Source organism: Bradyrhizobium sp. LMTR 3, assembly GCF_001693485.1.
Lineage (GTDB): Bacteria > Pseudomonadota > Alphaproteobacteria > Rhizobiales > Xanthobacteraceae > Bradyrhizobium.
In genome coordinates, this window is the sequence record NZ_MAXC01000033.1 from 34264 (window position 1) to 47033 (window position 12770).

Here is a 12770-nt window from a genome sequence, read left to right on the forward strand (position 1 = left end):
AACAGATCGATCAAATGGTCCCGTGAACGTCCCGGACTTGGCGTCGCTTCCCGATTTCCGGAACCTTCGGAAGCGTCAAGGTTTCTCCCTTCGTCATCGGCTGTAAACCAACGGGAGGATGAGAGCACCAGTCAATGCCCGGAAGGGCGGGGTGAAGAAGCGATCGCAGGCGAAGCTAGCCTGGGCGGCGCAACGGCATGGACCAAGCGCAGCAAAACGTCGGGTGAGTTCATGGCGGTAAAGAAGCCGGCTAAAAAGACCAAGGCGGCCAAAAAATTCAAAGGCGTGCGCGTGGAGAAAAAGGCTGGGAAGAGGAAAAGCGCTCTGAGGCGGGCGACCCAGATGAGCTAACCCATTTTGCGGTGGGCCTGAAAGATAGGCGCAGACTTATCGCGCTATCGTTTGCGCTCCAGTTCGCGCACAAAGCGGGCGTCGGTATTCCGGCCCTCATACTCCTCATCGATGCGCTTGAGGAGTTCGTCGGCTTTCTTTGGCTCAACGGCCAAGAGGATCGCGTCGATCTTGGCTCCATCCGATCATCGCCTTCCTTTGATTGCGGCGAGCCTACATGCAGGAGAATTGCGAGCCCGGCAACCTGCCAGATCAGTTGCAGGAATTCGGATTGCCAGTTTTCAAGGGTGTCGCGCATCATCTGGATCGTATAATCGCCGATCTCGATCGGCTGCTGGTGCGCCTGCTGCTCGTTGACATAGGCAAACCATCCGAAGATCCAGTGGCCAGAGAGCGTGATGACGAACAGGGCGCCCGTTACCCAGGCAAATCCGTAACGCTTCCAGATCGAATGTCGGGCCATGATCAAGGGCTCTCTCTACCTCGGTTAGCCCTTCAATCGCGCGATAGGATTGTATTCCGCAGGAACTGCGCGCCTTCGCGATATCCCACGCTTACATGATGCAGGCCTCGACGATTGATGCGAAGCGAACTCAGCCTAGGGAGAACTGCGGTCGTCGACGGCATCTGAAAGAGAAGACCCCAGCTATCAAGTCGGATAGCTGGGGCCGCCAGCCCCGAGTCTTTCTTCCGGCGGGCGCTTCGGGAGCAAAAGCCGGAAGCCACAAACAGACTCCGCTGGCGGGCGGTTGTTCCTCAGAGTGCCACTTTTCCCGCGGCCGCTTCAAGATCACTCGCAGGTATCCGAACGTCAACTGCCCCAGCAACTTGGGCGTTGAGGTTGGGGCCGTCATTCCAATGCGCCAGTCTGGAAAGCTAACTGGCGCGAGCATCCAACGGCTCCCGGATGCAGTTCGTTCCAGATCCTAGTTGAGAAGCTTGCGGAGCTTTTTGAGGAGTTCTCGCGGGTTGTTGGCGCAGCGCGTCGAACATTATGAGATGTCGGCCTACACGACGGCAAAAAACCTCGCCCAGCAACTGCGCCACAGCGCAGTCGTCGCATTGTTGTCAAAGTCATTGGCCGAAGAAGAGAATTCGGATCAGCTCCTAAATCAGGTGGCGATATCGCTCATGTCAGTGGCGAAGATGCCGGCTGCTGTCGAGCAAGCGGAATAGGGAGCTGCTGCACTCGTTCTGTCTACGGACTGAACGAGTGCTAGCCTGGTCCGGGCAACTATTTCGGCAATCCCTTCTGCTGGCCTTGTGGCGTAGGTTGCCTGGCGGTTTCCGGCATCGTGTCCCGGCCTTGATCGGCATTATCGTCCCGGCCGCCCGAAGTAGAGGTGCCGCTGCCGCTGGGGTTATTTGTGGACCTGCCTCGGGGCGCCGGCTCTTTATTTGGATTCGCGGAGCTGGCAGCCGGATCTCCAGTAACCGAGCCACGGCCTGACGGATTTCCCTGCGCATAGACGCTCGCGCCGGACATTAACAACGCTGCCGCACATACGATCGCAATCCTCATGGGAGTACGTCCTTGATCATCATGAGATGAGCCCCGACCGCAAACGCCAGTAAGCGGCCGACATCCATCTCGACAGGGTGCCGTTTGGAAACACTGAGCGGCGCTTTTGGTTGCTAAGCGCGATAAAGCTTAGCCGCATCTCACCGGTCGTCTGCAAACAGGCGACCGAAGATATGCACGGGGCTTGCGAAAGCGGCGCTCGGCCTCTTTGAGCATTAGATAGATTGGTGGCTTGCTCCACGAGCATTAACGATTTCGCGCAGCGAGGCCGCGACGATGTTCACGTGGCGGCCGACTTTACGCAGTCGTTGCGCACCGTTACCGCTGCTTGATAGGTGTAGCGCCTCGCTCTCCTCGTCCATGCGGTTTTGGAGGCGCTGGCGTTCCATCTCAGATATCGCGCAGTGCCGCAACCAGCGATAATGGTCGATAACCGTCTCATGTCCACGGATAACAAAAGCATTCAACTCAAACATGGCGGCTCTCTTGGCCGGTTTGCACGCGCGTGCGACGTGCCGCAGGCAGGCTAAACGGAAACGTTTCTTGGGAAAGGGCATCTATGGAAGCCTGCTCCTCACCTAGTCGGCGCTCAATGTAGGCACGTTCGAGATCCGAAAGCCGGGTTGCGAGCAGCCTCCGGTATCGATGTACATTGTTGCGATGAGCCCGCAACCGAGCCAAATTCTCGTCGATCATCATCGGTTTCTCCTGATAACCAATCCAAGCTTCAGGCGGCGATGGCACGTTCGGTCGATCGCAACCGATAAGGCTTTCCGCCGGGAGGGTTACGAGGACCACCATCCAATTCGCACAGGGCCTCCAGGATCTCGTCGATTGAGACGGGCCGCTTCAGTCCGGCAGGCGAGCGCATCGACGGGCAGGACGCGATCGCAGACGCGTCCGAAGCCCATGAGGCGAGAATCGCTCGCTTCTCGCCCGCCGTAAGGCCGGAATGGCGCACAACATCCTTCGGATGCTCGAACACAGTGCCGGGGTGAAGAAGCGCGTTGAAGTCAAAAACGTTGTCGTCGGCAGTCGTCGGCCGCATTTTTCCCTCCTTTGATTGACGATAAAGGCAGCCGCGCGACGAATCGCGCGGCGCCGACAAAGCCAAGCCTAGGCGGCTTTGGCTTCCAGCTGCTTCTGTGCGCTGTCCGCCGGAACACCGTTGATCGCGATGCGGCGCGGCTTCATGGCTTCCGGGATTTCCCGTACCAGCTCAATCTTGAGCAGGCCGTTATCGAACCCGGCGCCCTCGACCTGGACGTAATCTGCGAGGCTGAACTGGCGCTTGAAGTGTCGGGTCGAGATACCCCGGTAAAGGAAGTCGCTCTCGGCCTTGTCGGATTTGCTGCCCTCGATGGTGACCACGTTCTGTTCGGCCGTGATCGAAATATCGTCGGGCGCGAAACCCGCGACCGCCAACGAGATCTGGTAGCGGTCGTCGGCCAGCCGTTCGATGTTGTAGGGCGGGTAATTATCTTCACCCTCTCGCTTGGCCAGTTCTGCGAGGTCAAAGAGGCGGTCGAAACCGATGGTCGAGCGCCACAGGGGGGAGAAGTCATAAGTGCGCATAGCCAAATCCTCCAAAGAGCAAGATGGTTACGAGCGGCACCGGACACGACCGGTGCCCGTCTCCTTTGATCCGGGCCCATCAGGCGCCCGAACACCACCGTCCGGTGGCGACAAAAAAATTAGCAAACCGTTTTTGGTTTCAAGAGGCGGCAAAAATTTTTTGGCTTTGGCGCATTGGGAGCGAGTGCAGAAGCCCGCCGAGGCGAACTTGCTGTGAGGAAGCCGAGTTACTTCCGCCCGCGTCCGGTATGTGATGACGTGCTCCAGCCGGCTTGCCAAGCTCAGGCGCATCTCGCCGAATGGTTGCAGTCACGTTGTCCCAGGGCCTCCGTGTGAGCACGTCAAGTGTCTGTGCTGACTGCCCCTGGTTGGCAGGGTCAAGACGTGGCTCCGGCTTGCCCCGGCGGGGCCCTTCATTAGCCGGTGCGCTCCGCAAGATCGGGCGTTGCTGGGACCGATCCCATCCAATCTCTCTTTCTAAGGTATTGTTGGGCTTGCTCGCGTAAAAGATGTGCATTGTCGTTGAAATGACCTTCGGTAAGCGGGCGAGCAACCCTTTTGAAAGGCACTTTCAGGCACGAAATGGACCTGATGTGTTTGTCTATCTGGACAAGTCATTGAAATCGCAGTCAATGCGACCGCCCTCCGAGCGCACCAAGGGAAATAACCCATTGTTGCGAAAAGTATTTTCGCTGTTCTTATTCCCACCTTGTTACTCGCAGCGAATGTTGGTGCTTTGTTTCGTCCAAATCTTCCCTGTTTGATCTCGCGCGTCTCGATCCAGCGCCTGCTCTTGTGGTGGTTACATCTTTGCTTGAACCAACGCCCCGCGAAGGAAAACCACCATCTGCTCACGAGGGGGCAGTGGCGTAGCCCAGCGTAGAAATCGGCGGGCTCGTGCTCTCATCCGTGAGCGACTGCGCGGCCTCCCGAGCTGCGTTTCCGTCAAACGACACGCGGGCAGGGTGCCGTCGGCACCCCGCCGATTAGTCTTTGAGCAACCCACTGCCTCATGCCGGTGTCGCTCTATGACAGCCAAGGCGGCGTCTCAATCCACAAGAGAAAGAGCGGACCGAATGTCGAGGTCAGCCTTCTTGCCGCGGCGAAGGAACGGACGTCCAAGCGGATGCGTGTGACCTGATGACCAATATGACCAATGATGGATTGGAGCGAAAGTGCAATTCATTCAAATGATTAGAGCGCCGCGTGCACTGGGAGATCAGGAGAAATCTATTAATGGCAGCAAATCTGAGCGGCTCTCTCCGAGGCGTGTTGTAGACGTCGGGGGTGCGTGCGACGCGGACGGATCGGATTGATTGCAGCCGAATGCTCCGCTTCCGATTGAGCAGTTGGACTCACTCTTCTGACATGGAGATCGGGACCGACCTTCGTCTTTGCCGGCCGGGCGGGGAGTAGCTGGTTCAGAGCGACGAAATTCCCAAGAAGGGAGTTCGTCCAGGTCTACGCGCTCATCTGCGCGAGTACCCGGTCCGCGCGCGGCAGGTTAAGCCGCTGCCAGACATTGATCAGCGCAGTGGCGAGCGCGTCGATCATGCCGTCGTCGTGATGTGGCGAAGGCGTGATGCGCAGCCGCTCCATGCCACGCGGCACGGTCGGGTAGTTAATCGGCTGGATGTAGATTCCATGTTCGGTGAGTAGCAGGTCGCTGGCCGCCTTGCAGTTCTGCGGATCACCGACGAGGACCGGTACGATGTGCGTTTCGCTCGGCATGACCGGGAGCCCGGCCGCCGTAAGCACTGCCTTCGTGCGCGCCGCGCGGGACTGATGCTGCTCGCGCTCCCAGTCGGAACTCTTGAGGTGGTATATCGCCGCGGTTGCGGCGGCACAAATGGCCGGCGGAAGAGCCGTAGTGAAAATGAAGCCAGGCGCGTAGGAACGCACCGCATCGATCAGCGCGGTACCGCCTGCAATGTATCCGCCCAGACAGCCGAACGCCTTGGCAAGCGTCCCTTCGATGACGTCGACGCGGTGCGCTGCGCCCTCGCGTTCTGCAATGCCGCCACCGCGCGGGCCATACAACCCGACCGCATGCACTTCGTCGCAATAGGTCATCGCCTCGTAACGTTGGGCGAGATCGCAAATGCCGTTGATGGGGGCGACGTCACCATCCATCGAATAGAGGCTCTCGAACACGATCAGCTTCGGCCGCTGGGGCTCGGCCCGTTTGAGCAGCTCTTCGAGGTGGCCGAGATCGTTATGGCGCCAGATATGCTTCTCCGTCCCGGACTGGCGCACGCCCTCGATCATCGAGTTGTGGTTGAGCTCGTCGGACAGGATCACGCAGCCTGACATCAGCCGGGCAATCGTAGCAATACCGGTCTGGTTCGAGATGTAGCCGGATGTAAATACGAGCGCCGCCTCCTTGCCGTGCAAGTCCGCCAGCTCGTGCTCAAGCTCGACCAGCGGATGACTGGTGCCGGCGATGTTACGCGTGCCGCCCGCGCCGGTGCCCATGCGAATCGCGGTTTCGACCATGGCGCCGATCACCTTCGGATGCTGCCCCATGGCGAGGTAGTCGTTGGAGCACCAAATGACGACGCTGCGCGGGCCCGCAGGCGAGTGCCAGATGGCGCGGGGATAGCGTCCGGCGATGCGTTCAAGATCGGCAAAGACCCGGTAGCGCCGTTCGTTCCGTAACCGCGCGAGGGCGTGAAGGAAATAGCTGTCGTAATTCATGATAGCCTTCCCGGCTGCGACGCTCTCAATGTCCGTGCAATTCCTTGGTCAGGACGAGCTCTCATTGCGTTGATCGTCCCCGCTGACTTGCATTCTGGCGCGCCTTTGCCATGGCGCCGCGCACCGCCTCGGCGATGCGGTCGCCTGGCGTGTTGGCGTTAAGACCGCGCACAAATTTGCCATCGGCGTCCATCAGGTAGAGATAGGTACTGTGGTCCATGACGTAGTCCTCTGCGCGCGGCCCGCTCCTACGAGGTTCGAAATAGGCTCCGTACTCCTGGGCAACGGCAGCGATCTGCTGCGGCGTGCCCGTGAGCCCGACGATCCTCGAATCAAATGACTGGGTGTAGTTCCCCATGACCGTCGGCGTATCGCGCTGCGGATCGACGGTGATGAACAACGGTTGGAGCTTGTCAGCGTCGGAGCCGAGCTTCTCGAGCGCGGCGGAAATCTCAAGGAGCGCCGTTGGGCAGCTATCGGGGCACGAGGTGAAGCCGAAATAAACCAGAAGCCACTTGCCGCGGTAGGTCTGCTCGGTGACCGTCGTGCCGTCAGGTGAGGTGAGTGTGAACGGGCCGCCGATCGTCACCGGTGAGTTGGCTGCACGCACGAGCGGTTGGCTCAACACCAACGCGGTGGCGACAGCAATCCCGAAAGGCATTGCCCGCCCGAGGGCCGAAAACATGGAGCGGCGACGCATCAAATGCCTCCCCGCGGCGGTGCTTATCTCGATTCAGCAAGTACTTCTTAGACGATTTCTTGCCCTCAGGGCTCATAAGCTTTGCTTAAGGTTTCGCAAAGGAGTTCTGACTTTCCTAGTCCCTGCAAATGGCGGTTAGCTCTCGACGAATTTTCCTGCGGACATTACAGATCAAGAGAGTGCTGCGATGACTGGCTTAGTCGTTAAGTGGCTGATCGGGGCGTCGTCGCTGGTCGCGGCGGCGGCAACGCCGCTCCCAACCGAAGCCTACGAAGCGAGCGCGGTTACGGGTGGCGGATCGATCACCGGCAAGGTCGTCTTCAACGGAACCCCCGGCACCCGCAAGGTCATTCCGACCAAGGACATCGAGGTGTGCGGCGCCCCCTTCGAGGAGACACTCATTCAGGTCGGGCCGGACAAGAGCGTACAGAATGCCGTCGTGTATCTGGCCGATATCACGAAAGGAAAAGCCTGGCCGGCGGAAGCCAAGAAGCCGGAGATCGATAACAAGAAGTGCAAATTCGAACCCAGCATTCAGGTGATACGTGTGGGCGGCCTGGACGTCGTCAATAGCGATCCGATGCTCCACAACACGCACGGCTATTACGGCAAGCGCACCGTGTTCAACCTCGCGCTCCCCAACCAAGGTCAGCGAATTCCCGTCGAGTTGCCGCGGCCGGGCGAAGTGCGGATCGATTGTGACGCACATGGCTGGATGGAAGCGTTTATCTATGTCGCCGACAATCCCTACTACGCCGTCACCGGCGCCGACGGCAAATTCACCATCTCCGACATTCCGGCCGGAAACTACAAGCTGCTCGTGTACCACCCCTTCACCGGTCCAAACGAGCAGGCGGTGACCGTTGCGGCGGGGAAGCCGAGCGATCTGAACATCGAACTGAGGAAGGGCGCCTCTTCGATCCAAGGCGGCTCCGGCAAGTAACGGGCTTTTGCGGCTCCACTCGCGACAATCGAGCCGAAGAAACAAGAAATGCGGTGACGTCGCGAACGGTCGGAACCGCGTCGCGGGAGAGGAGCGACGCCTTGTAACGACCCATCGCAAGGGAGGAAACCCATGTCCGAGCTTGAGCGCGATCGGCATGAAATAGCCGCGGTGCTCCAACAGCCCGGGGTGCGTCCTGACCCCTCGCTACGGATTACCCGGCGCACCTTTGTTCACAAATCATGTCTCGTCGGAGCCGCGACAGTAGCCGAGACCTTCGCCTGGTGGCCGCTGCTCAACACCCTCGACGTCGCTTATGCAGCTGAGGCGCCATTCAAGTTTGCCTGGATTTCCGACACCCATCTCTATCCGAAGTCCCTCAATACGCGCTTCGTCGAGAAGACGGTGCGTGCCGCCAAGGAGGTGCAGGCGATGAGTCCGCCGGCCGACTTCCTGATCTTTGGCGGCGACTTGGCTCAGCTTGGCAAGGTCGAGGAACTCGAGCTCGGCGTAGAGATTCTGAAAGAAATCAACATCCGCAAGGTCTTCATCCCGGGCGAGCACGATTGGTATCTCGACATGGGCAAGAAATGGGGCGAACTGTTCGGTCAGCCCAACTGGACCTTCGATCACAAGGGCGTGCGCTTTGTCGGGCTCGACACCGTCAGTCGCGGTCCGGACTATTGGACGGCGAAGAAGATGAGTCCCGAAGAGCGCATGGGTCACATGGCCACGCTCGACGGCACCGTCGCTGGCCCGTGGGCGGGCGTCGGTCGCGATCAGCTCGACTGGCTGCAGAAGACGCTTTCCAATTGGGACCAGAACCGGCCGGTCGTCATCTTCAGCCACAATCCGCTCTATGAGTACTATCCGCCATGGAATTTCTGGGTGCGCGACTGGCGCGAGGTGAACGAGGTGCTCAAGCCCTACACCAAAGTTACCAACATCCACGGTCACACGCATCAGGTGCTCTACAACGAAATCGGCACCATGCGCTCGATCGGCATGCTGGCAACCTCATGGCCTTGGCCGTACGCGCCGGAGGGAGTGCCGAAGCTTACAAAGCCGATGATACGGGTCGACCCCGGTGATCACTTTGACGGCGTAGGTTGGGCCAAGATCGACGTCAACGCCCAGGACAAAGTCGAAGCCGAATACGTCATGTGGCGCAAGCAGGTATTCGCGCAGTCCCCAGATGACTATGCGAAGAGCATCCCCGAAGTTTTGCGGGCGCGGATCGCCGACAATATCTGGCCATACTAGGAGGAATGGTCATGACCGCGCCCATTACATGGAGTTTCACCCTGTTCCGCGCTGCCCCGGCGGTAGCGCTTGCCGTTCTGGTCGGCCCTGCGGTTGCACACAAGGATCCGGTGACGCCGCAACTGCTGAACTCCTACCAGCAAGTGTTCATGGAGCAGGTCCGCAAGGGCGACCTGCTGTTCCACGGTGACGCAGCAACCGAGGAGGCGATGGGTGTCGTGTTGTCCAAAACGGGAATGGCATGCGCTATGTGCCACCCCATGACGGCCGATACGCACCCCGCCACGTTCCCGAAGTTCCAGGCGCAGATGGCCAAGTTCGCGACGCTGCGCGACATGATCAACTGGTGCATCGAGAAACCCAACCAGGGAGAAAAGATCGCCGACGACTCGGAAGCGATGAAGGCTTTGGAGGCGTACATCTACTGGTCGCAGAGCGGCACGGTGTTGAACCCGGGCAAGTTCTGATTTCGATACTGCGAAGCGGAGGCTTCTAGCGCGCGTCATTGCTGTCGAAGCGGGTCTACCCGAGAACAGGAGAGAGCGCATTAACAGACAAGCAAGGGGGAATGCTCCATGGCGGAGGTGTTTCCTGCAGAGAGACTGCGCGGCAGGTTCAGCGGCGTCAACTTGGATGATCTGGTCGATTGGCGGGTGGTCCGAACCTGGCTTTATTTTGGCATGTTCTGGCTCCTCGTCACGCCTTCGATCGGCGTGGCGATCTCGGGTCTCTTCAACTATCCGGATTATCTTGGGACCAGTAATCTAGGGCTGACCTTTGGCCGGCTGCGGCCGGTGCATGTCAATGGCGTCATCTTCGGCGCCTTTTCCGCCCTCTTCATCGGCGAATGTCATTATCTGGTTCCGCGCCTCTGCGGCGTGCGGGTACCATGGGCACAATGGGGCGTGCCGCTCGCGTGGTTGTACAACATCAGCTTGGCGGCGGGGCTGATCTCGCTTCCCTTTGCGCAGAACCATGGTCTGGAGGCAGGCGAACTCCCGCTCTTCGCAGAGATTCCCATCTTCATCGTCATCGCGGCGACGACGGCACAGTTCCTCTTCACCATCGCGCAACGGCTCGAGGCGCCGCTCTATGTGGCGCTCTGGTATCTCATTGGCGCCTTCGTATGGACGACGATGAATCTGCTGCTGGGCAGCTTTATCCTCCCCTACACGATTCCAGGCATTAACAGCGCCGCGTTCCACGGCCTCTACATCCACTACATTGTCGGACTATGGATCACGCCCGCAGGCTACGTGCTCATCTACTATTTCCTGCCGGTCAGTGTGCGCAATCCGCTCTACGCACACCAGCTGTCGCTGGTGGGCTTCTGGTCGCTCGCGCTGTTCTATCCCTTCGTTGGTATCCACCATTATCTGTATAGCCCGATCGCCGATTGGACCGAGACTCTCGCGATCATCACCTCCATGTTGCTGATCATTCCCGTGTGGACGGTGCTCGTGAATTTCTTCGGCACCGTGAAGGGGCGTTGGGATGGTTTCGGGAAGAATCTCCCGGCGAAGTTCTTGATCATGGGATCGCTGATGTACCTGGCCGGTTGCTTCCAGGGCTCGACCGAGGCGCTGCGGTCGATCCAGCAGCCCACCCATTTCACCGATTTTGTCATCTCACACTCGCACCTCACCGTTTTCGGCACGTTCGTGGTCTGGGCGATGGGCGGTCTGATTTACGTGTGGCCGCGCGCGTTCAAACGCGAGCTTTGGTCATGGACGCTTGGCAACTGGTCGTTCTGGCTGATCACCGTAGGTATTTCCACAATGGGTCTGGTGCTGACCGCCGGCGGTCTGCAGCAAGGCTTCGAATGGATGAATGGCACCGAGTGGCTCGACACGGTGGTCCGAATGAAAGCCTATTGGCTGGTGCGTACGCTCAGCGGCATCACGATGGACCTCGGCATGTCCCTGCTGGTCTTCAATCTTATGATGACCGCGCTCAGTCGTCCGGCCGAGGCAAGAGAGCCCGTTCCAGTCCCAGGTGCTGCCCCAATTCCCGCCGGAGGGCCAGCCGAATGAGTGCGCGCTTTGTCGCTCTGGTGGCCGGGGTTTTCTTCTTCTTCCTCGCCGTGGTCACCCAGGGCATCCTACCCTTTATTGAGCCGACGGCGCGGACGACCGACGTGACCGCCGTGGTCCGCACTGATTTCGGTCAGCTCAAATGGATAATGACCGATGCCACTGATTATACACCGCTGCAGCAGCTCGGCCGCCAGGTGTATCTGCGTGAGGGGTGTTGGTACTGCCATTCGCAATACGTGCGTCCGGTGACCGGCGAGACGCGCCGTTGGGGTCCGGTCTCCGAAGCAGGCGAATACGCCTTCGACGTGCCGCACCTATGGGGCACCCGGCGTATCGGGCCGGATCTGACGCGGGTCGGGCTCAAGTTCAGCGACGAATGGCATCTGGCGCATTTCTGGAATCCGCGAATGCTCTCGCCGGATTCGAATATGGCGCCTTTTCGGGGACTGTTCGACACATCCGCAGAACAGGTCAAGATTGTCGATGACGGAGCTGGTAATCGCAGCCTGGAACGAACGCCCGTTACTGAGAAGCTCTTCGCATTTGAAAGCAAGGAGCAGGTCAAGCTCACCCCGAACGCCGATGGTCTTCTGTTCGTGCCCATGGAGGCGCGCGGCAAGGCTCCGATCGTTTGGACACCGAACAAGGAATATACCGGCGACACCGTCAACATTGCTGCCGAGACGGAAGCGCTGCAGGGGCTCATCGCTTATCTTCAAAAACTTGGCATGAATCGCGGCAAGTGGCGAGACCTGTTTGAGCCGCAAAAGCTCGACGTTACGGATGCTACGGTGCCACGATCGAGCGAATGGATCGCCTACGGCAAAGAGGTCTATCAGCGGCGATGCCTCGGCTGCCACGGGGAGAGCGGCGACGGCAATGGACCGGCTGCAACCTTTATGTACAAGCAGCGCCCGCGAAGCTTCGCTGCGGCGGTTTTTAAGTTCAGGCTGACCAAGGAGCCGTTGCCAACCGACGGCGACCTTCTGCGCACCATTACACGCGGCGTTCGGGGCACGGCGATGCCGGCCTGGCACGAGCTGCATATAATCGACCGCCTCGCCGTCATTCAGTACATCAAGTTTGAACTGGCGGTCGACCGTTCCGACCCGGCAAAGCCCTATGCCTATTTCAAAGAAGAACCGCCAGGTGCGCCACTGTACATCGGGCGGCCGCCTGTTCCGTCTGAGCAGATGCTCACTCGCGCCAAGGATGTGTGGCAGAGTGCAAAGTGTTGGGAGTGTCATGGTCAGACCGGGAAGGGTGATGGCGAAAAGGCTCCCGGGCTGAAGGACGATCTGGGCTTTCCGAGCCCTCCGGCGGACCTTACCGCTGGCCAATTCAAGTCAGGTCCTACAGTTGAGGACATCTTCCGCACCATGACGACCGGGTTGAGCGGCACACCGATGCCATCCTACCGGGATCCGCTGTCAGAAGAGGACCGCTGGGCGCTCTCCTACTACGTGCTTGCGCTATCGGCCTACAAGGATCCGCTGTCGGGTGAACCGCTGCCGATCGCCCCCAGTGATCGCAGGGCGCTCAACGATCCCGCGCTCGAGGCCGGCACGCCGGACAAAGCCTACGTTCCAAGCGGCCGTGCCGCAGCGAGCCGCGTCGGCACTCACGTCCAAGTCGGCCGCAACGCGAACAGCGTAGCCGAGCAACGGGCTGCCAAGGAGTAAT

General features: G+C 59.6%; 13 protein-coding genes and 1 pseudogene. 7 read left to right on the plus strand and 7 right to left on the minus strand.

The features are described 5' to 3' along the window. Positions 1 to 277: 277 nt before the first annotated feature. Positions 278 to 814: a DUF6766 family protein gene (locus LMTR3_RS36720; RefSeq protein ID WP_210184724.1), complete on the minus strand. Its 537-nt coding sequence runs from the start codon at positions 812 to 814 to the stop codon at positions 278 to 280. Between the two features lie 512 nt (positions 815 to 1326). On the opposite strand from LMTR3_RS36720, the pseudogene LMTR3_RS20905 reads away from it, so the two are divergent. Further along, positions 1327 to 1527, plus strand: a pseudogene (locus tag LMTR3_RS20905) (DUF892 family protein); the annotation flags it as partial. Between the two features lie 561 nt (positions 1528 to 2088). On the opposite strand, the gene LMTR3_RS20910 reads toward LMTR3_RS20905, so the two are convergent. The 4 genes from LMTR3_RS20910 to hspD all read right to left on the minus strand — a co-directional run bounded on the left by LMTR3_RS20910 (position 2089) and on the right by hspD (position 3448). Continuing rightward, complete coding sequence (locus LMTR3_RS20910) at positions 2089 to 2349, minus strand: hypothetical protein (RefSeq protein WP_065746922.1); 261 nt, start codon at positions 2347 to 2349, stop codon at positions 2089 to 2091. Beyond that, entirely contained in the window at positions 2342 to 2572 is a 231-nt protein-coding gene (locus LMTR3_RS36730) for a hypothetical protein (protein ID WP_349643815.1), read from the minus strand. Before LMTR3_RS36730 ends, LMTR3_RS20910 begins: the two co-directional genes overlap by 8 nt. Before the next feature lie 28 nt (positions 2573 to 2600). Next, the gene (locus LMTR3_RS20915) at positions 2601 to 2921 is read right to left on the minus strand and encodes a hypothetical protein (RefSeq protein ID WP_065747341.1); all 321 of its coding nucleotides are present in this window, start codon (positions 2919 to 2921) and stop codon (positions 2601 to 2603) included. Between the two features lie 68 nt (positions 2922 to 2989). Next, on the minus strand, positions 2990 to 3448 hold the full coding sequence (gene hspD, locus LMTR3_RS20920) for a small heat shock protein HspD (RefSeq protein WP_065746923.1): 459 nt from the start codon (positions 3446 to 3448) through the stop codon (positions 2990 to 2992). Between hspD and LMTR3_RS37850 the strand changes: the two genes are divergently transcribed. Continuing rightward, positions 3441 to 3665: a hypothetical protein gene (locus LMTR3_RS37850; RefSeq protein WP_141686728.1), complete on the plus strand. Its 225-nt coding sequence runs from the start codon at positions 3441 to 3443 to the stop codon at positions 3663 to 3665. The genes hspD and LMTR3_RS37850 overlap by 8 nt on opposite strands. Positions 3666 to 4909: 1244 nt before the next feature. Here the strand turns inward: LMTR3_RS37850 and hemA are convergent. Further along, entirely contained in the window at positions 4910 to 6145 is a 1236-nt protein-coding gene (hemA, locus tag LMTR3_RS20925; RefSeq protein WP_065746924.1) for a 5-aminolevulinate synthase, read from the minus strand. 61 nt (positions 6146 to 6206) lie between these two features. Next, positions 6207 to 6845 carry an SCO family protein gene (locus tag LMTR3_RS20930; protein WP_065746925.1) on the minus strand — a complete coding sequence of 213 codons (639 nt, stop codon included), beginning with the start codon at positions 6843 to 6845 and terminating at the stop codon, positions 6207 to 6209. Between the two features lie 187 nt (positions 6846 to 7032). Here LMTR3_RS20930 and LMTR3_RS20935 point away from each other — a divergent pair, with 187 nt between their 5' ends. The 5 genes from LMTR3_RS20935 to LMTR3_RS20955 all read left to right on the plus strand — a co-directional run bounded on the left by LMTR3_RS20935 (position 7033) and on the right by LMTR3_RS20955 (position 12769). After that, positions 7033 to 7788, plus strand: coding sequence for a carboxypeptidase regulatory-like domain-containing protein (locus tag LMTR3_RS20935; protein ID WP_065746926.1), 756 nt, complete (start codon positions 7033 to 7035; stop codon positions 7786 to 7788). Between the two features lie 132 nt (positions 7789 to 7920). Beyond that, positions 7921 to 9051, plus strand: coding sequence for a metallophosphoesterase family protein (locus LMTR3_RS20940; protein WP_065746927.1), 1131 nt, complete (start codon positions 7921 to 7923; stop codon positions 9049 to 9051). 11 nt (positions 9052 to 9062) lie between these two features. After that, complete coding sequence (locus LMTR3_RS20945; protein WP_065747342.1) at positions 9063 to 9518, plus strand: c-type cytochrome; 456 nt, start codon at positions 9063 to 9065, stop codon at positions 9516 to 9518. Positions 9519 to 9626: 108 nt separating this feature from the next. After that, entirely contained in the window at positions 9627 to 11084 is a 1458-nt protein-coding gene (locus LMTR3_RS20950) for a cbb3-type cytochrome c oxidase subunit I (protein ID WP_065746928.1), read from the plus strand. Then, complete coding sequence (locus LMTR3_RS20955; RefSeq protein WP_084029739.1) at positions 11081 to 12769, plus strand: cbb3-type cytochrome c oxidase subunit II; 1689 nt, start codon at positions 11081 to 11083, stop codon at positions 12767 to 12769. The genes LMTR3_RS20950 and LMTR3_RS20955 overlap by 4 nt, the downstream gene beginning before the upstream one ends. Position 12770: the final 1 nt, after the last annotated feature.